The sequence below is a fragment of the Roseiflexus sp. genome, assembly GCF_057785375.1.
The window spans coordinates 1-19,161 of record NZ_JBYNRX010000053.1 but is presented as its reverse complement, the minus strand read 5'-3'; the positions used below and the strand labels follow the sequence as shown (position 1 = coordinate 19,161).

At 60.7% G+C, this 19,161-nt stretch carries 17 protein-coding genes and 1 pseudogene; 5 read left to right on the top strand and 13 right to left on the bottom strand.

Going from position 1 to position 19,161, the window contains the following annotated elements:
• From AC3EA7_RS09285 to AC3EA7_RS09275, 3 genes are all read right to left on the bottom strand, one after another.
• Nucleotides 1-616 (bottom strand): acyl-CoA dehydrogenase family protein (locus tag AC3EA7_RS09285; protein WP_488613764.1); only part of this gene is annotated, 616 nt, incomplete at its 3' end.
• Complete coding sequence (locus tag AC3EA7_RS09280) at nt 616-1,563, bottom strand: PAS domain-containing protein (RefSeq protein ID WP_488613763.1); 948 nt, start codon at nt 1,561-1,563, stop codon at nt 616-618. The genes AC3EA7_RS09285 and AC3EA7_RS09280, both read right to left, overlap by 1 nt.
• Nucleotides 1,564-2,966: 1,403 nt before the next feature.
• On the bottom strand, nt 2,967-3,374 hold the full coding sequence (locus AC3EA7_RS09275) for a helix-turn-helix domain-containing protein (RefSeq protein WP_488613762.1): 408 nt from the start codon (nt 3,372-3,374) through the stop codon (nt 2,967-2,969).
• 254 nt (nt 3,375-3,628) lie between these two features.
• On the opposite strand from AC3EA7_RS09275, the gene AC3EA7_RS09270 reads away from it, so the two are divergent.
• The 4 genes from AC3EA7_RS09270 to AC3EA7_RS09255 are packed head-to-tail and all read left to right on the top strand — an operon-like array spanning nt 3,629 to nt 7,247.
• On the top strand, nt 3,629-4,492 hold the full coding sequence (locus AC3EA7_RS09270) for an alpha/beta fold hydrolase (RefSeq protein WP_488613761.1): 864 nt from the start codon (nt 3,629-3,631) through the stop codon (nt 4,490-4,492).
• The gene (locus AC3EA7_RS09265; protein WP_488613760.1) at nt 4,493-5,344 is read left to right on the top strand and encodes a hypothetical protein; all 852 of its coding nucleotides are present in this window, start codon (nt 4,493-4,495) and stop codon (nt 5,342-5,344) included.
• Nucleotides 5,341-6,453 (top strand): o-succinylbenzoate synthase, encoded by a 1,113-nt coding sequence (menC, locus tag AC3EA7_RS09260; protein WP_488613759.1) that lies wholly within the window; start codon nt 5,341-5,343, stop codon nt 6,451-6,453. Before AC3EA7_RS09265 ends, menC begins: the two co-directional genes overlap by 4 nt.
• Nucleotides 6,454-6,458: 5 nt before the next feature.
• Nucleotides 6,459-7,247, top strand: a complete 789-nt coding sequence (locus AC3EA7_RS09255) for a DUF4058 family protein (protein WP_488613758.1) — start codon at nt 6,459-6,461, stop codon at nt 7,245-7,247.
• A 121-nt stretch (nt 7,248-7,368) separates the two neighbouring features.
• On the opposite strand, the gene AC3EA7_RS09250 is transcribed toward AC3EA7_RS09255, so the two are convergent.
• The 7 genes and pseudogenes from AC3EA7_RS09250 to AC3EA7_RS09220 form a co-directional block, all read right to left on the bottom strand.
• Complete coding sequence (locus tag AC3EA7_RS09250; protein ID WP_488613757.1) at nt 7,369-8,454, bottom strand: quinone-dependent dihydroorotate dehydrogenase; 1,086 nt, start codon at nt 8,452-8,454, stop codon at nt 7,369-7,371.
• Between the two features lie 283 nt (nt 8,455-8,737).
• Nucleotides 8,738-10,990 (bottom strand): annotated as a pseudogene (locus AC3EA7_RS09245) (XamI family restriction endonuclease); the annotation flags it as partial.
• Nucleotides 10,991-11,398: 408 nt separating this feature from the next.
• A complete protein-coding gene (locus AC3EA7_RS09240; protein ID WP_488613756.1) occupies nt 11,399-12,190 on the bottom strand; it encodes an iron-sulfur cluster-binding protein in 792 nt (263 codons plus the stop codon).
• The gene (locus AC3EA7_RS09235) at nt 12,190-13,683 is read right to left on the bottom strand and encodes a dihydroorotase (RefSeq protein WP_488613755.1); all 1,494 of its coding nucleotides are present in this window, start codon (nt 13,681-13,683) and stop codon (nt 12,190-12,192) included. The genes AC3EA7_RS09240 and AC3EA7_RS09235 overlap by 1 nt, the downstream gene beginning before the upstream one ends.
• An 11-nt stretch (nt 13,684-13,694) precedes the next feature.
• Nucleotides 13,695-14,651 (bottom strand): aspartate carbamoyltransferase catalytic subunit, encoded by a 957-nt coding sequence (locus AC3EA7_RS09230; RefSeq protein WP_488613754.1) that lies wholly within the window; start codon nt 14,649-14,651, stop codon nt 13,695-13,697.
• Nucleotides 14,652-14,661: 10 nt separating this feature from the next.
• Nucleotides 14,662-15,216 (bottom strand): bifunctional pyr operon transcriptional regulator/uracil phosphoribosyltransferase PyrR, encoded by a 555-nt coding sequence (pyrR, locus tag AC3EA7_RS09225; protein ID WP_488613753.1) that lies wholly within the window; start codon nt 15,214-15,216, stop codon nt 14,662-14,664.
• A gap of 5 nt (nt 15,217-15,221) precedes the next feature.
• Nucleotides 15,222-15,659 (bottom strand): SRPBCC family protein, encoded by a 438-nt coding sequence (locus tag AC3EA7_RS09220; protein WP_488613752.1) that lies wholly within the window; start codon nt 15,657-15,659, stop codon nt 15,222-15,224.
• A 159-nt stretch (nt 15,660-15,818) separates the two neighbouring features.
• Between AC3EA7_RS09220 and folK the strand changes: the two genes are divergently transcribed.
• Nucleotides 15,819-16,316, top strand: coding sequence for a 2-amino-4-hydroxy-6-hydroxymethyldihydropteridine diphosphokinase (folK, locus tag AC3EA7_RS09215; protein ID WP_488613751.1), 498 nt, complete (start codon nt 15,819-15,821; stop codon nt 16,314-16,316).
• A gap of 22 nt (nt 16,317-16,338) precedes the next feature.
• On the opposite strand, the gene add is transcribed toward folK, so the two are convergent.
• From add to rpsU, 3 genes are all read right to left on the bottom strand, one after another.
• A complete protein-coding gene (add, locus tag AC3EA7_RS09210; RefSeq protein WP_488613750.1) occupies nt 16,339-17,394 on the bottom strand; it encodes an adenosine deaminase in 1,056 nt (351 codons plus the stop codon).
• 14 nt (nt 17,395-17,408) lie between these two features.
• A complete protein-coding gene (prfA, locus tag AC3EA7_RS09205; RefSeq protein WP_488613765.1) occupies nt 17,409-18,491 on the bottom strand; it encodes a peptide chain release factor 1 in 1,083 nt (360 codons plus the stop codon).
• 108 nt (nt 18,492-18,599) lie between these two features.
• On the bottom strand, nt 18,600-18,794 hold the full coding sequence (rpsU, locus tag AC3EA7_RS09200) for a 30S ribosomal protein S21 (protein WP_488613749.1): 195 nt from the start codon (nt 18,792-18,794) through the stop codon (nt 18,600-18,602).
• Nucleotides 18,795-19,161 lie beyond the last annotated feature (367 nt).

Genomic DNA, 19,161 nt, shown 5'->3' with positions numbered 1-19,161 from the left:
CGCGGCAAGCGTTGCGATCTGAGCCTCTTTCAGTTGGGGTTGCGCTTGCTGGAGCACCTTTTGAACGAAGGCAAAGAGATTCCCGTTGCCTTCCAGATGGTAGAGTAGCTTTGCGTAAAAAAGTGTACGGTAGTGAATTAGAGATAAAGGTTTTCTGTCCGTTCACCACATACGAATCGCCGTCGCGCAGGGCTGTGGTGCGGATAGCAGCCAGATCACTGCCAGCGCCTGGTTCGGTCATTGCAATCGCAGTAATGCACTCACCGCTGACGCAGCCGGGCAGCCAGCGCTGGCGTTGTTCCGGTGTTCCATAGTGCAGGATGTACGGAACAACGATGTCGGTATGCAGGACGAAGCCAGGTCCGGTGGCGCCGACGCGCCACAACTCCTCGCCGATGACGACGTTAAAGCGGTAGTCGCGCGCGCCGGCGCCGCCATACTCCTCCGGCACGTCCATGCAGAGGAACCCCTGACGACCTGCGGCTCGCCACAGGTCGCGCGGGACGGCGCCGGCGCGCGCCCATTCCTCGTGGAACGGCGCAATGTCGCGCTCGACAAAGGCGCGAAACGCGGCGCGGAAGAGATCATGTTCCGGTTCAAACAGTGTTCGTTTCATCAGACGAGGAGGTCTGGCGTTGTAGCGGTTACGCGGGTGGTAATCTGCTTGCCAAGCCGGTCGAGCGCATATTCGATGCCCGCCTGAAGGTTGCTGCGTGTGACCACCGCGCTCAGATCGATTCCCAGATGGACCATCGCCTGCGCCACTTCCGCCGAGATGCCGACCAGCACGCAGTGTGCGCCGAGCAGCGACGCGGCGCGTGTCGTCTGTATCAGGTGGTTGGCTACCGACGTATCGACGACGGAGACGCCTGTGATGTCGATGATTGCGATTTCGGCGGCATAGCGCTGAATGCCGCTGAGTAATGCTTCCATGATCTGCGCGCTGCGCCGGCTGTCGATTGATCCGACAAGTGGGAGAACAATTATTTCGTCATAGATTGGAACAACCGGGGTGGACATCTCGCGGATCGCCTGGATGAGGCGTTCCTGTTCCTCAACGGTTGCGCGCAGTTGCTCGCGGCTCTGTTCCAGTTCCATGCGTTCCTGAATACGCTTTGTCACTACTTGAGTAAAGAGGATTACCCCGCCAATCGTGCCATCGCCTTTGAACCAGGGATAGCATTTCCAGGAAATCCACTCCATCGAACCATCCGCGCGCGGCCATGGATCGTCCTCGGCTTCCTCGAACAAACCGGATAATGCGCGACGATGGATGTCTTTCCAGCGTTCCGGCAGATTGGGAAACATGTCGTAATGGGATCGACCGGTGATGTCCTGGCCTTCCAGCCCATAATCCTGCAGCCAGCGTTTGCTTGCCAGGATGTAGCGCATATCGGCATCGAACATAGCAATTGCTGCGGGCGTATGTTCGATAAAGAAGCGCAAACGTTCCTCACTGGCGCGGAGTTCGCGTTCTATTCCTTCATAGTTCAGCATCTGCTGCTCGAGTTCCGCCACACGCGCGCGTAACCGCTCAATCTCGGCATCGGGAGCCTCGGACATGTTCGCCTCACGATAGTCAAAAAGACGTATACAGCGCCATACCTGAATTATAGTACAGATGGCGTCCGCGCAGTGCATGCGCGTTATGCGCCATTGTACGATATAGTCGTTACTGTTGCTTACAGGGCTGGAGCGACGGTTGCATGGAAGCGGACGGATGCGACCACAGGCTCGGCTGGCGTCAGGCGGGTCAGGGTCTATCAGGCGACATCCTGACGCTGCGGGTTGCAAGGCGCAGTACCGTGACGCCTCAAGTCTCCGTCTTCCCGCCCGGCGACTAAAGTCGTAGGCTATGGTTGCGAAGCCCGCCTGCTCTTGAGTCCACTGCACAAAGGCTTCACCACCAAGGATCCGAAACGCACGAAGGTGAATACACATGAAGCGCATGTCCTTTGTGTCCCTTTGTGACCTTCGTGGTTTCGTGGTTACCTCGGTGCTTAACAGCGTTTTGCAGTGAAGTCATGCTTGTCCAGGTGACCGCGCACGGTTCTCTGTTCTTAATTCTCATACTAACTTGCGATCAGTCACACAAGATGTTCGCGCGTTCGTTGGGCGCGGCGCAACGGTCAACGCGCACCGGCAGGCGTATTGTGGACAAATGACTGCGCCCTGGCATCAGCAGCCCCGGTGGGGCTTGCACTTGCGGTGAGCGTAGTCGAACCGCGTCCTCAGCAAGGGCTTTCGCCCGCAGCGCCCCGGCGCCCCGCCACGCGCGCCGGCAGTATAGTCCAAATGACGCGCATTGGTATTATACCAATGCCTATGAATAAGCCGTTTGGTGGGCAACTGTGCATATGCCTCGCATATCCGCTGCCAGTTGGTCAAGCGTTTTACCGGCTCGGGATGAGCGGCTCGTTGCTGCAACGCTTGCTCGACTATGGCTATGTTCTCCTCAAGGGCGGGATACACACGCCCCTCCGCCGCGCGTCGCCATTCCGTGAAGATGCGCTCGACCGGGTTCCACTCCGACGCATACGGCGGTTGTTGCATCAACGTCCCTCCCACCCGGTAGACTGCGGGGCTGCTGTGACTCCGCGCATGGTCCCCTGCTGCCGCATTAATACCTTGCGCCTGCCAATATCGGACGGCGGCTCCGATGCTTGCTCCCTTCATGGGCCCGATCCAGCGCCAGGAGCTCCTCCCGGTTGGGGATTGGCGGCCAATGCCAGGAGCGCCACATGCGGTCGATCGGCGCCTGCGGTCGCACCTGCACCCGGCGCGGCGCCCAGAGTCGGCGAACCTGACCAGGCACGCCGATCCGCATCTTGTCAGCCCCTGCCAGGTTGCGCTCCTGGGTCGCGCCGGCCTTCGTTTGGACGGCAAGCAGCCCCCCTTTGTCCCCCTCTCCCAGGCATGCCGGGAGGCCGTGGCTGCCAGAGGACGCGGGACGCGCGGCGTGATCTTCAGCCGAACCAGCAGGGAGCGCGTCCCCAGGCGGTATCGTCCACGCCAACCTGCTCCGTCCCCCATCCCTGCGCCGCCTTGATGCGCATGCACGCCCCTTGAGCGGCTGGCTCGACCAACCGAGCAAGGTGTGCCGCCGTCAGAAAGGCTTTCCGTCTTCGGCGACTCCCTTGCCGATGCTGACGGATGGCATCAATCCCATCCCGACAATGCCGCCGCAGCCACTCCTGGAGCGTGCGCTTATGGATGCCAATCGCCTGCGCCGTCTGGCGCAGCGCGCGACCGTGGCGCACCAACCCCAGCGCATGCCAACGGGTGCGAAGCTCGACCTCGGACTCGCTGCGGTAAAGGTGATGCAACGTCGCGTCGTCTTCCTGCCACAGAAGCATTAATCGTCGTGCGCGCATTGCCAAACTTTGCACAAGGATGGTGCAATGTTGTAAATGATGAGTTGTATAAAAGCAATTGGTATAATACGCGGTCATTTGGACCATAATGGTTGTTGAGAACATAATCCGTCTCGCCCGGTGCAGCCCGCGCAGGCGGGCTTTGCAGCAGTAGCCCGTGGCTTCAGCCGCCGGGCGAACTCGCGCTTTGTGCGCGTCACTTTCCCTGGAGTATAATGGCGGTCGCACAGGCGGTCACCTCCAGGAGAAAAGGAATGTCGGCGCCGCTCGAACATCACTATCTGCGCGTGAATGGCATCCGTTTCCACATGGTTCGCGCCGGCGTCGGCGACAAACTGTTGGTGTTGCTGCACGGCTTCCCTGAATTCTGGTGGTCGTGGCGGCATCAGGTCGAGGCGTTTGCCGATGACTACACCGTTGTCGCGCCTGATCTGCGCGGCTATAACGAAACCGAGAAACCGGCGCGCGGCTATGAACTCCACGTGCTGGTGCAGGATGTTGTCGAACTGATCCAGGCGCTCGGCTTTCAGCGCGCATATGTTGCCGGGCATGATTGGGGCGGCATGATCGCCTGGTCGCTGGCAATTGCGCGCCCTGAACGGGTCGAGCGGCTGATCGCGCTGAATATGCCGCATCCGGCGCGTTTTTATGAGGAACTGCGGCGCAACCCGAAGCAGCGACGGCGCTCGCGCTACATCGCCTTCTTTCAATTTCCATGGCTCCCGGAGGCGCTCCTGCGCGCGAACAACGGCGCTGCGTTCGACCGTATCTTTCGCGCGACGCCGGTGGATCGCACGGTGTTCGATGAGGAAACCATTCGATGCTACAAACAGGCAATAGCGCGTCCTGGCGCGCTGACCGCTGCGCTGAACTACTACCGCGCAATCGGTCGCCACGGCGCTGGCGATCTCTTCCGCGGCACAGGGATGCGGGTCCGTGTCCCGACCCTCCTGATCTGGGGCGAACAGGACATTGCATTTGCGCCAGAGGTGGTGTATGGCACAGAACGGTTTGTTGCCGATCTGCGCATATGTCGCCTTCCGCATGCATCGCACTGGGTGCAGCAGGTGGCGCCGAAAGAGGTCAATGCCGCGATGAAAGCGTTTCTGGAGACGTAAATGGCCATTGTGTATCGCCGTATCGAAACCCACGAGGACTATCGCGCCGTAGAAGACCTTCAGGCGCAGGTGTGGGGGAGTGATGTGCGCGACATCGTGCCGCTCCACCTCCTGCTGACCGCTGGCAAGAACGGCGGTGTGACGCTCGGCGCCTTCGATACGGACCTGACGCCGCCAGATGATCTGGTCGGTTTCGTATTCGGTTTTGTCGGTCTCACGGCGGAAGGTCAGGTGAAGCACTGCTCGCACATGCTCGGCGTGCTGCCGCACTACCGGGATCGCGGGATCGGCGAAGAACTTAAGCGTCGCCAGCGGGAATACGTGCTGGCGCAGGGCATCACGCTGATGACCTGGACCTTCGATCCGCTCCAGAGCCGCAATGCGCGCCTCAACATTCGGAAACTCGGCGCGGTGTGTCATACGTATGCGCGCAACCTGTATGGAACGATGAGCGACCGGTTGAACGCGGGCGTTCCCAGTGATCGTTTCGAGGTCGAGTGGCATCTGGCGTCGCACCATGTCGAGCGGCGCCTGGCGCGCGCTGAACCGGCGCCGTCGCTTGTTGCGCTTATTGCGCAAGGTGTTTCGGTGCTGAACGAAGCGCCTCCCGGCGCCGCCGCCGATACGCCAGCGAGCGTCTGTTGCACACCGTCGGGCGACTGCGTGCTCATCCGCTTTCCGACGGATATTCAGACCGTCAAGCACATGCGCCCGAATGAGGCGCTGACCTGGCGCATGCAGGTGCGCGAAGTGTGCGAAGCCGCCTTTGCCGGCGGGTATACTGTGGTTGATGTTCTTTCCGAAGGTGCGTGCAGTTACTATCTGTTGCGCCGGCACTGGAGCAGTGTATGAAGATCGAGACAATCACTCTGCACCATATCAACATGCCGCTGGTCACGCCCTTCGAGACAAGTTTTGGGCGCGAGACGCACCGTCCCTGCATTCTGGTCGAGATGCGCGCCGACGGGTTGACCGGCTGGGGTGAATGCGTCGCCGGCGCGGGTCCCTGGTATGCGTATGAAACGATCGGGACGGCCTGGCACATCATCAGCGAATTTCTGGCGCCCATGATCGTTGGGCAGGAGATCGACGAGCCGGGGGAAATCGCGGCACGCTTCGCGCCGGTGCGCGGGCATCCGATGGCGCGCGCCGCCGTTGAAGCCGCATTCTGGGATCTCTACGCACAGGCGCGGGGCGTCTCACTGGCGCGGCTCATCGGCGCCACCCGCGATCGTGTGGCAGTTGGCGTGAGCGTCGGCATCGAACCGACGCTCGAAGCGCAACTGGTGAGCATTGAGCGGTTTGTCGCTGCGGGGTACGCGCGCATCAAACTGAAGATCAAGCCGGGATGGGATGTTGCCGTGGCACGCGCCGTGCGCGAACGCTGGCCCGACATTGCGTTGCAGGTGGATGCCAACTCAGCCTACACTCTGAACGATGCACCGATCTTCCGTGAACTGGATGCCATGAACTTGCTGCTTATCGAGCAGCCGCTTCACCACGACGATATTGTAGACCATGCGCGGTTGCAGGCGCAGATCCGCACCCCTATCTGCCTGGACGAAAGCATTCACTCGCCGGAGCACGCGCGTTGGGCGCTCGACATCGACGCCTGCCGGGTGATCAATATCAAAATCGGGCGGGTCGGCGGGCTGACCGCTGCGCGTCAGATTCACGACCTGTGCGCCGAACGGGGCGTACCGGTCTGGTGCGGCGGTATGCTGGAAACGAATGTTGGGCGCGCGGTGAACCTGGCGCTGGCGGCGCTCCCCAACTTCACCCTCCCTGGCGACATCTCAGCGTCGGCGCGCTACTACCGGCGCGACATCGCTGCGCCCGATTTCGTGCTGAACGATGACTCGACCATTACCGTGCCCGACGCGCCGGGCACAGGCGTGGCCGTGTTGCCGGAGCGCCTGCGTGAGGTACAGGTGCGTGAGGCGACCATCGGGGAAGGATGAGACCAATGCCATCGCCGTTTCCAGGAATGGACCCATATCTCGAAGGTTCGCTCTGGACCGCGTTCCATGCTACGTTCGCAATCGAAATTGTGCGTCAGATCGCCCCTCAACTGCGTCCGCGCTACCTGGCGTTGCCGGTCGAGCGGGTGGTTTTTGAAGAAGTGACCGACGTTGCAGTGACAACTGCGTCGCTCTACCCGGATGTCAGCGTCGTCTCATCGTCGCTGCCGCCAGAGTCGACAACGGGCGGAGCGTCACCTGTACTGGCGCCGCCGCTCCAGATGGCGACGGTTGTGCCGCAAGCCGTGCCGCATGTAAGCATCGAAATCCGTGATGTTGCGCAACGTCGTCTGGTCACGGCAATCGAAATAGTATCGTCAACAAATGAGCGCGGCGAAGGGCGCGCTGAATATCTGGCAAAACGACGACGATTATTGCTGAGTAGCGCGCATCTGATCGAAATCGACCTGTTGCGCGGCGGTGAGCGTGTGCCGATGCAGCAACCGCTGCCTCCAGCACACTACTTCGTGGTGCTCAGCCGGGCGGAAAAACGCCCGCTCGTCGATGTCTGGCCCCTGACGCTGCGCGATAGACTGCCGATCGTGCCCATCCCGCTGCTTGCAGGCGACGATGACCTGCCGCTGGCGCTACAGGCGGCATTCGACGCCACCTACGACCTGTTGGGTTGCGATCTGCTGATCGATTACCGCCAGCCGCCAGAACAACCGTTGAGCGACGAGGATGCAGCATGGGTTGAGACACTGCTGCGTTCGCACGGAGTCCGGGGCGCTTGACACCAACCTGCTCAATAGCGCCATCATTGAGGGTGGGTCTCAGACCCACCCGCAGGTGACGCTCAGCCCGCAGGGCGGGAAGGCGCTTAGGGGGGCGGTGGGGACGGGTCTGAGACCCGCCTTACGAGGCGGCATCAGCCCCCGTTGCCTTTGCCGCGCTTGCAAATCCGTCGCGGTGCAGCAGGTGCGCCAGACCACGCTTGATGTCACGGGCAATGGCGGGCCCGGCGTACACCATGCCGGTGTAGAGCTGGACAAGGCGCGCTCCTGCGCGAATGTGCAAATAGGCATCTTCGGCAGTCAGAATGCCGCCGACGCCGATCACCGGTGGCGCACCGCGGGTCAGGCGGTAGATGGCGCCGATGACCTGGCGCGCGCGCGGCGCCAGCGGACGGCCGCTCAGCCCGCCGGTTTCGCTCGCCAGCGGGCTGTGCAATCCTTCGCGCACGAGGGTGGTGTTGGTTGCGATGAAAGCCGCCACGCCCGCCTCGCACCCGGCGCGTACCACTGCTTCGATCTGCTCCTGGGTTTCGTCGGGCGAGACCTTCAGCGCAACTGGGCGCGGATGCGGCAGGTTACGGTTGAGGCGCATCAGTTCGCGCAGCAGATCCTCGAGCGCTGCGCGTTCGTGGAGGCGACGTAACCCCGGCGTATTCGGCGATGAAATATTGACTGCCACATAGTCGGCGAGCGGCGCCAGCGCCACGAAAGTCGCTGCGTAGTCTTCGACCGCGCGCTCCAGCGGCGTATCGCGGTTTTTGCCGATATTGACACCGACGATCACATTGCGCGACCGGCGTGCGCGCAGCGCCTGAGCCACAGCGACTATTCCAGGGCTGTTGAAGCCGAGGCGGTTGATCAGCGCCGTGTCTTCCGGCAGGCGGAAGAGGCGCGGACGCGGATTGCCCGGCTGCGGGCGCGGTGTGACGGTGCCGACTTCCACATGGCTGAAACCGAGCAGTGCCAGCGCATCGACCAGATCGGCGCGTTTGTCGAATCCTGCCGCGACGCCAAGCGGATGCGCGAAACGCAACCCCGCCCATTCAACCGCCAGTTTGGGATCGTCGTAAGCATAGAGCGCGCCGATCAGCCGGGGCAGCAGCGGCATCCGACTCGCAGCGCGGAACATCGCCGTCACCGCATCGTGCGCGCGTTCGGCATCGAGCCGGAAGAGCAGCGGGCGGAGGAGATGGTAGAGCAGAGTCATAGTCTCCGGCAAAGACGGGTTCCCGGGAGCGCCGCGTCATGGATGCTGACATTATACGGCACAACGAGCGTACTAGGGTGACCTGGCGCTCTGGTTCAGCGGCGGGCCGCGTGCAACCCGTCCGACGGAACCGGCTGTTCGATGTCCGATGCACGGGACACTCCATCAAACAACCCCCACTGGCGATACACTGCGCTTCTGATCTCGGGCCATTGTCAGTAAACGCCGACGCAGAAATCCGGGCAAGTTCGCTCGGTTCAATCTTATGAAGGCCACCTCCGTAGGTGCGCCCCTCGCCACGAAGTTCGTGGCCGGTCACCTGCTCAAGCAGCGCAAACACATCGGCGCAATACTCAGGATGTTCCCGCAAAAGCCACGCTAAACCGCCCTTTGGATAGAGCATGAGATAGAGATTCGTTGCGATAGCGCTCGACTGATTCCAGATGAACCGAAACGGTCGCTTCTCTTCTGTGCCGCGCCCCATATACGTACACAGGAACGGCGCCGGATCACGTTGCTCCTGTCGATACCACGGGTTGCGCTTGCCGATCAGGTAGCCATTCTTAATGCCCAGCGTCTCGGCGGTTTGCAGGTATTCCCAGAGGTCCGGGTGTTGGACTCGCAGGACCGCCTCGGGCAGGTCACAGTCGATGACGCACAGTTGAGGTTCGATGCATGGGTAGCCGTCCTGGTCTGCCGCAATAACAGTCGTTTTGAGAAAACGTGGAGCAGGTAGGATGGGGCGAAGGCAGTGCATTGGGAAACCGCGCCGCTCAGCGTCCCGGCGTTCGAGGATAAAAAACCTGTTGTTGCCTGTCGCAATACCACGTTGGATACGAAAGAGATCGCCGAGCGCCACATCGTTACCGGCGCTCGACGTTCGTCTATCGTTGCGCGTATGACGCGGGTATACCGTCCACTTGCGCAAGTCGTGCAACTGCTCCAGAGTGACCGAGTCGCTTGCAAGCGGATTCAACATGCCTCCTCCGAAGGTAAACTCAACACGATGCTCAGCGTGAGGCGGAGTTTTCTGGAACACGAGCACAACCGAAGAAACCAGTGCATCGTTGAATTGGAGATCGTGCGGATCAAAGCGGTGGACTCGGATAAGCGTGACGCGATCCGTAAGGTATCGCTTCAGGGCAACACCGTAGTTCACGTCCATAAACTCCGAGGGTACAAGCCACGCCGCATAGCCGCCATCCTCCATCCATGCCGTCGCGAGAAGCAAGAAGTAGACATACAGGCCCGCGAGGCCGTTGACGTTGACGCCAGCCATCTGGTACGCCAGCGATTGCAGGCGTTCCTTCTCCTTGCGATCGATGTGGTGATGTCGCACATACGGTGGATTTGTCAGGATGAGATTTGGCGCCGCCGACCAGCCCGAACTGGCGACGAGGCGTGTGAAATCGCCTTGCACCACCTCGAGACCGAACGATGCCCACAAATCACGAGCAGCATCGCAAAACGCAGTATCAATCTCCACACCAATAGCGCTTTCGATCCGCGCTAGGCCGAACACCTCAAGCGCAGCCGAGTAAAAGCTACCGGCGCCAATCGCAGGATCGGCAAACCGAATCGCTCGTAGTCGATTGCCGGCAATAGATTCGACATAGCGAGCAATCTCCACTGCAAGGGCATACGGAGTCGCAAATTGGCCCAGACGGTTCCTCTCAGCAGCGGACTTGCTTGAGTCGAGCGCCGCTTGGATGGCTTGTCGCCGCACTTCAACGGCATGCTCGTGTTTCGCCAGCATCGATCCGCAAAGGAATAGCACGAAAACCATGGTATCCCCGTAGGTTGCCTGTAGCTGATGAATCTTCGTGGCCTCTTCCTTGCGCCGCTTGTTTGTGTTTGTGAAATCGCCTGCTGACTTGGCCTCGATAAGGATTGGCAGTCGATCCGCGCGCAGTTTCTTTGGCTGGATAACAACGTCAACTGGAATATTTACCCTATGATTCCTTCCTACAGGCACATTCAAACGGAAGGTATACGTGCCTGGTTCCATATCCGTAAGAGGTTTGTCTGATGAATGATGTTGTTTTCGATAGCCAAGATGATCGAGATAGTCGCCGATTAGGGCAAGCTGCCGTTGCTCCTGAGCGTTACGGATAATGGGATTCGCTACCGCGCTGCAAAGCCGGTCGGCAACGATCGTTAAGGCCCGGTCGCGTTCATGATCAGTTGGACCCTCGCGATTGTCCAGCCATGGGAAAATGTCCCGGTCTAAGAGTCGTGAGAGAATGCTGCAGATCTTTGTCAGCTCCGTGTCGAGGACGGTAGCCGCCATCTTGGTTGGCAGCTTACCTTTCTCCATTCGTCCAACGAGATTCTTGCTCGAACCTGCCAAACCGACGAGTCGGTCGACGGCAAGCGGCGGTGCGGTGCACATGCGCAGGGTCGGGAGCACGCCGAGGTTTGCCTTCAGCGTGGCTGCATTCAGGGCTCGCAGGTCGCTGGTTGCGAGAAGCGCCTTCCTGACATGTTCGGTGGTTTCAACCCGTGCAGACCGAAATGTGTCGGGGGCAAAATCCATAAACCACTGATTGAAGCGATCAACAGAGGCAGCAATGTCTGCTTTCCAGCGATGAGGCTTATCGGCATTGATTCTTTGCATTTTCATGCCAGAGTCCACTGCAAAAAGGCTTAACCACAAAGGACACGAAGCGCACGAAGGTGAATAAAAATGAAGCGCATTTCCTTTGTGTCCCTTTGTGACCTTCGTGTTGCTTTTTGCAGTGAAGTCATGCCAGCCATTCTTAAGATTGCGATCAGTCAGACAAGATATTTGCGTGCCTGGTTCTCACGGCGCAACGATCCACAACGCGCACCAGCAGCCATAGACGCATTGACTGCGCAGTGGCATCAGCAGCCCCAGCGGGGCTTTCACTTGCCTCGGCGAGGGCTTTAGCCCGCAGCGCCCCGGCAGTAATGACCGCGCATATTAACTACCCCTCACCTCGCGCACATCGAACCACGGACCCTCGACACACGGCAGGCGCACTCCGCTGCTCAATTGAATGGCGCACACGCCACACGCGCCGAACCCGCATCCTGGCGGCGCGCCGATGAGCGCATGCGCAAACCCGGGAAGATGGCGCAGACGCACTGCCCGAATAACCTGTACAAGCGTTGCCAGCGCCGCGCGCGGCAATGCTGCGACCACCGCATCAGCCCACGCCAGCGGCGAAGGTCCGGTTGCCGGTTGCAACGCCCCGGCAACCGCCGTGGTCAGGTCTGCGCTCACAATCGTCTCGTACTCAACTGCGGAGGGCAGCAGGAACGGCGACGGCAGCCCGTCCTGATCGCCGGCGATGGCGATCAGGGCCACTGTGATATGGGGTGGAGCGGCGCGCGCAGCGAAGATCAACGCCGCAAGCCCGGCGCCTGCGCCGATCAGCAGCAGATTACGCTGGCGATCGGCGAACGGGAGAGCACGTCCGCACAGTCCGATCACATTGAGCGAGTCGCCGGGGATGCGCCGCGCCAGCCACGCCAGACCCGGCTCATCCGGCGCGTAGAGAAGCGCAATCTGCCCCAGTTCGTGGCGTGCCGCTGCCACGAAGAGCGGTCGGCGCAGCAACCGATAGGGGTCGCCAGGATCGTTGCACCACACCAGCAGCGAATGACCGGGACGCACATCCTGCGCGAGATCGGGGGCGTGCAATGCCAGCCAGCGGAGACGCGGCGTCACCTGGCGATGATCGGCGATTTCAACCGTGTGCTGACGCGCCATTATTCCTCGTTTTCGCTGCCGAGAATGCCTTCCAGCCGCGACGCCTGCTGCAATGCGCCTGTGCCGACGCCGAAGTTGCCGCGGCGGAAGACAATCTGCCCCCGGCACATCGTCAGCATCACCTGCCCCTTGAGCTGCTGTCCGGCAAGCGGCGTATTGCGTCCCTTCGAGAAGAACTTTGTCGGATCGACCGTCCACAGCGAGTCCGGGTTGAAAATGACAATATCGGCGGGTGAACCGGGGCGCAGGGTAGCCGGTGCACGACCCAGCACCGTTGCCGGGCCTTCGGTGAACTTGGCGACCAGATCGACCAGGTCGAGCTTGCCGCGATGGACAAGGGTGAGCGCCAGTCCCAGCGCCGTTTCGAGGCTGCTGATTCCCGGCGCTGCCAAGCGATACTCGCACTCTTTATCGATGGCGCTCTGCGGTTCGTGATCGGAAGCGATGGCATCGATCGTGCCGTCGCGCAATCCTTCGATCAGCGCCTCGACATCCTGCTCCGTGCGCAGCGGCGGACGAACGCGGGTTGATGGATGGTAGGGCGGCAGAAGGGTCGGCTTGAGGCGGGATGGGAGATCGAGTCCTTCATCATTGATTTCGGCGCGATCACGTCCGCTGCGGTGAAGTGATTTTTCTTCGACACGCACTGCTGCGAGATTGCCGAGCACCCACTGATCGGTGAGCGTCAGGTGATGCGGCGTCACTTCGGCGGTCACCCGCACGCCGCGCGCTTTGGCGGCGCGAATGAGCGCCACGCTCCCGGCAGTGCTGACATGGCAGATATGCAGATGCGCGCCGGTCATTTCAGCCAGTGCGATGTCGCGCGCAACAATGACTTCTTCTGCGGCAGCCGGGTACCCTGGCAACCCCAGGCGAATGCTGACCGCGCCATCGTGCATGCCCCAGCCGCGAGTCAGGCGTGTATCTTCGCAATGCGCCATGATCGGCACATCGAGCATCGCCGCATATGCCAGCGCATTGCGCATCACTGCCGCATCCGCCACGGTGTTGCCTTCGTCGGAGAAACCGACACATCCCGATTCGACCAGTTCAGCCATTTCGGTAAGCGTCTGACCAGCGAGTCCAAGTGTGATCGCGCCAATCGGCTCGATACGCACCAGTGCGCGGCGCCGGGCAATGTCGCGCACCTGGCGCGCAACGGCGGCGCAGTCGATTGCCGGATGCGTGTCCGGCATGACGCACAACGTTGTGAATCCGCCCGCCGCTGCCGCTTTGGCGGCGGTTTCGATCGTTTCCTTGTGTTCATCGCCCGGTTCACGCACGTGGGCGTGCAGGTCGAGGAATCCAGGAGCGATTACCGCGCCGCGTGCATTGATAACCTCGGTGTGTTCATTAAGCGGCTCTGGCGCCAGGGTGAGGTCGGCAAGGTCGATGACCTGAACGACTTTGCCATCCTCAACCAGCACATTGCCAATCGTGGCGACACGCCGCGCCGGGTCGATGATCGAACCATTTTTGATCAGATACCGCATACACATTCTCTCTACTCGCCGGACAGACGGTACAACAGCGCCATCCGCACCGCCACGCCATTGGCGACCTGTTCTTCGATGACCGATTGCGCTGATACCGCGACATCGGGCATGATCTCGACGCCTTCGTTCATGGGTCCGGGGTGCATCACCAGGCAATGCGGCGCAGCGCGCGCCACCCGCTCGGCGGTAAGGGCGAAGAAGCGGCTATACTCGCGCAGCGAAGGGATCAACCCGCCCTCCATCCGTTCCTTCTGCAACCGCAGTGTCATGACGACATCGGCGCCCATGATACACTCATCCAGGTTGCTGGTGATCGTCAGATCGGGCCAGGTCGCCTTCCAGAACGACTCGGGACCGATCAGCGTCTGTGGCGCACAGAGAGTGACCGATGCGCCCATCCGGGTGAACCCCCAGAGGTCAGAGCGGGCGACCCGACTATGCAGAATATCGCCGACGATCACAATCTTTAGCCCTTCGATCCGCCCCAGCCGCTGTCGCACGGTAAACAGGTCGAGCAGCGCCTGGGTCGGATGTGCGTGCCGTCCGTCTCCCGCGTTAATGACCGATCCGTGAAAGTGCTGCGCAACGAGATACGGTGCGCCCGACTCGCTATGGCGCATAACCAGCATATCGGCGCCGAGCGCCTGGAGCGTTCGCACCGTGTCGATCAGCGACTCGCCCTTCTCGACGCTGCTGCCGCGCGCCGTGAAGTTCACGACATTTGCGGAGAGCGCTTTCCCGGCAAGTTCGAACGAAATCCGGGTGCGGGTGCTATCCTCGAAGAACATATTGACGATCGTTTTGCCGCGCAGGGTCGGCACCTGCTTGATCGCTCGCCCGAGCACTTCTTTCATACTGACGGCGGTGTCGAGGATCTCATCGATCTCTTGTGTGGAAAAATCGTCGAGATCGAGCACGTGGTGCCGGCGTCCTCTGGCGGTTGCCGCACTTGCAGGCGCGCTCATAACAAGCTCCTTATTCAGTTGCGGTTTCCGCAGTGCGCACAATAAAGACGCCTTCAACGTCGCCATCGACTTCGTGCAGCCGTGTGGCAATCCGCTCGTCGCGCGATGTCGGGACGTTTTTACCCACAAAATCGGCGCGGATCGGCAGTTCCCGATGACCGCGATCAATCAGCACTGCCAGTTGAATGCGCGCCGGTCTGCCGAAATCGGTGAGCGCATCGAGCGCGGCGCGAACGGTTCGCCCCGTGTACAGCACGTCATCAACCAGAACAACCGTGCGTCCGTTGATGTCAAAGGGAATATCCGTCGCGCGCACAACGGGCGCCGGTCCACGGATGCCAAGATCGTCGCGGTAGAGGGTGATGTCGAGAATCCCGACCGGCACACGCAGCCGTTCAATCTCTTCCAGCACCGCTGCGATGCGCATCGCCAGCGGCACGCCGCGCTGCCGGATGCCGACGAGCGCCACATCGCGCACCCCGGCGTTGCGTTCGGTAATCTCATGCGCAATGCGCGTAATTGCGCGCCGAATATCGTCAGCATCGAGGATCTGCTTTTCGGCCATAGTCGCTACCCTTCGAGCATCTTTTTCAGATTGCTCAACGATTGTTCCAGGTCTTTTTGGTTCTGGCGTTCGACGAACAGTTTGTCGAGAATCCCGCCGATCAGGGCGCCGCCCGGAACCGTGTAATCGATGCGCACATGCACATGGGCGCCGCTCATTTCCGGCGTCAACCGCCATGACCAGACATTCGACAGATCGCCGCTGCCCTCTTCACGCAGGTACCGCCCTGGTTCGATGGCAGCAAATGTCGTTTTGCCGCGGAATGTCAACGCGCCTGCCATCTTAAAGGTCCATGCAAAGGTATCGCCGACGTTACGCCCGGTGACGTCATGCACTTCTTCCAGCCCGACCACCCAGCGAGGAGCCTCTTCGACACGCAGCAGCGTGTCGAACACCGTGTCAACCGGCGCATTGATGAAGATGCTGTGCTCGACTGATGACATCGTTCGCCTCCTTTTGACTGATAGCAGCGTGTGCTGCGTTTGGCGGCGTTGTAGCGCAGGCGCCCCATTGCCGCGACATCCCGGTTATAATGTATTGCTGGTCTAATCGGCAGTCGCCGACGTAACCGATTCGAAGGCATTCCAGGCGTCTAAGTTACGATGCGCAGTACAACTATCTATATCGGGCTTGGCAGCAACCTTGGCGATCGCGTGGCGCGGTTGCGAGAAGCCGTTGTGCGTTTGAGCCAGATCATCGCTGTGACTCGCGTTTCGCGTTTGTATGTTCACGCACCGCTCGGCTACGTCAGCGATGACGCATTTATCAACGCGGTCGTCGAAGGGCGCACTGCGATCAAACCCCTCGACCTCCTTGCCGAACTGCAGAAGATCGAGCGCGCGATGGGGCGGCGTCGAGGCATTCAGTACGGTCCGCGGCCTATCGATCTCGATATTCTCCTCTATGGCGCCGTGCAGATGGAGTCGCTCGAACTGACCATCCCGCATCCGCGTCTGGCTGAACGTGCATTTGTGCTGAAGCCGCTCGCCGAACTCGCGCCGAACCTGATGCATCCAGTTCTTTACTATACCGTCTCCCAATTACTTGCGAACGTTGATGACGCTGCTCAGGTGAAGTTGTACGAGCCAGGCAATCCCTGAGCAACGCCTGTCGAGGCGAACATTATACGCCCAACGCTGCACGCAGACCTGCGCTCTCCTCTTCGAGTTCCCGCGCCAGCGCCAGGCGATCCGCTTCGGGCAGGAACGCCGCGCGTGCGCCAGTCAGTGTGAGTTGCACCAGATCATCGGCAGTGAAACCGAATTGCCGGACTGCCAGGCGATACTCGTCGCACAGGGTCGTTCCGAAAAACACCGGATCATCGGTGTTAATCGTTAGCGGTATGCCGGCATCGAAGAGGCGACGCAGCGGATGTGCATCAAGCGCAGGAACGGCGCCCGTCCGTACATTGCTGGTCGGGCACACATCGAGCACGATGGCGTGGGTTCGCAGGTAGGCAAGCAACGCCGGATCATCGATGCTGCGAATGCCATGCCCCAGGCGGCGAACGCCGAGCGCCTCGATAGCGCCCCAGATGCTGGCAGGACCAACGACTTCGCCAGCATGCGCCATCACCTGCAATCCTGCGCGACGGGCAGCGGCGAAGACGCCGGCGAACGGCTCCGGCGGGTGGTTGATCTCATCGCCGCCAATCGACCAGCCAACCACGCCGTGCTTCATGTTGCGAACGGCGCTCTCCAGCAGGCGCCACGCCAGATCGACGCCAAACTGCCTGCCATAGTCGAACACCAGTCCAACGCGCACATTGTACTCGCGCGCAGCACGGGCAAAGCCGGCAGCCGTTCCCTGCACCACCTCATCGAGATCGAGCGCTCGTCGGTGATACTGCACCGGCGAAATCATAACCTCAGCGTAGCGCACATGCTGTTCCGCCAGATGCACGCCCAGTTCATATGCGACCTGCTCGAAATCGCGACCGGTCGCCAGGGATCGCGTCAGGACCATGAAGACGGTGAGGAATTCGTGGAAATTGTGGTAGCGGAAGAGTTGCGCCACCCCCGCCTCGTCGCGCGCCGGCAGATCAACGCCGTTGCGCTCCGCGAGCGCCAGCAACGTGGCAGGTTGAATGGCGCCTTCCAGGTGCAGGTGCAGTTCGACTTTCGGCATGCGAACAATGAACTCGTCGAGCGCAGAGATGAGTTGCTGTTGGGTGCTCACAGTCACCTCATCTTCTATCGAGCGGCGACGGCCTCGAGGCGCTCGGCATTGTCGGCAATGATCAGCGCGTCGATCAAGCGATCAAGGTCGCCATCGAGAATACCCGGAAGATTGGAAAAATTCTGTCCAATGCGATGGTCGGTCACCCGATCTTGGGGAAAGTTGTAGGTGCGAATCTTCTCGGCGCGTTCACCGGCGCCGACCTGCGCCAGACGCGACTCGCCCAATTCCTTACGGCGCTTCTCTTCTTCACGAGCAAAGAGACGCGCGCGCAGCACTGCCAGCGCCGACGCCTTGTTCTTCAACTGCGAACGGCTATCCTGGCAGGTGACGACGATCTCTTCCGGCGTGCCGGGCTTGTAGACAATCCGTACCGCCGAGTCGGTCGTATTGACGCCCTGTCCGCCATGCCCGCCCGAACGGAACACATCGACCCGGTAATCGGACGGGTTCAACTCGATGTCGGTCTCTTCGACCTCGGGCAGCACAGCAACCGTCGCCGTCGAGGTATGGATGCGCCCGCGCGCTTCGGTGGCTGGTACGCGCTGCACGCGATGGACGCCGCCTTCATACTTGAGGCGACTGTAGGCGCCTTCGCCCCTGACCTCGAAAATGATCTCCTTATAGCCGCCGGGTCCGTTTTCGGTGGCATTGATGACCTCGATGTCCCACCCGCGTTGCTCGGCGTAGCGCGTATACATACGGAACAGGTCGGCGGCGAACAGCGCGGCTTCATCGCCGCCTTCGCCCTGCCGCAGTTCCATAATGGCATTCTTCGAGTCGTTCGGGTCGCGTGGGAGCAATAAGACTTTGATCTCCTGCTCGAGTTGTGCGCGCCGTTCCAGTAGATGATCGAGTTCTTCCTGCGCCAGCTGACGCACGTCCTGGTCAGTCTCGTGTTCGAGCAGGAAATGCGTATCTTCGATGTGACGCTCCACGTCGCGGTATGCGCGATATGCTTCGACAAGCGGCTCGAGTTCGCGCTGCTCGCGCACGTACCGCTGTAATCGCACCGGGTCGGTGGCGACGTCGGGTTGCGCCATCAGATCGAACAGTTCATCGTAGCGTGCCGCAACACTGGCAAGTTTGTCGATCAGAGCATTAGCCATAGTTTCTTACCATTCGTAGCATTATAGCATATCCATCAGGCAGCACAGAGCGCCGGGCACACAACCCGGCGCTCTGCGTCGTGTCGCACGCCGCTCCTACTGGCCCTGCTGCAATGCCTTCTTGCGGCGATTGCGCTCGGCGCGGCGACGTTTTTCTTTGCGCTTTTCGCTTTCGGAAACAAAGTGCATCTTTTCACGGAACGTTTTGGTGATACGCTCAGCAACAACAACTTTGTTGAAGCGACGAAGCAATTGATCTACAGTTTCACCGTCACGTCGTTCTACTCGCATAGATCTGGCATATCTACGCGCACCGGCTTTTTCTTTCGGCGCGGAAGAATGACCCGTTCACCCCCCTCCCGGCGCAACATTACGGCGATTATCGGCATTGGCGCCGCTTGCACACTGTTAGTATACTCATTGGATTGGGTTTGTGCAATTCGGGGTGTGGGATGTGGGTTGTGGGGTGTGGGGTGAGGGATGAGGGGTGTGGGGTGAGGGATGAGGGGTGAGGGATGAGGGATGAGGGGTGAGGGATGAGGGGTGAGGAGCGTTTCGCGACGCCGTGTGCCTCTTTCTTATTCCCTTGCCTCTCAAGTGTGGGAGATCGACGTGCGTTGTCGGCGTCCCGCTCCCCGTGCGCCCCGCATTCTCCCAC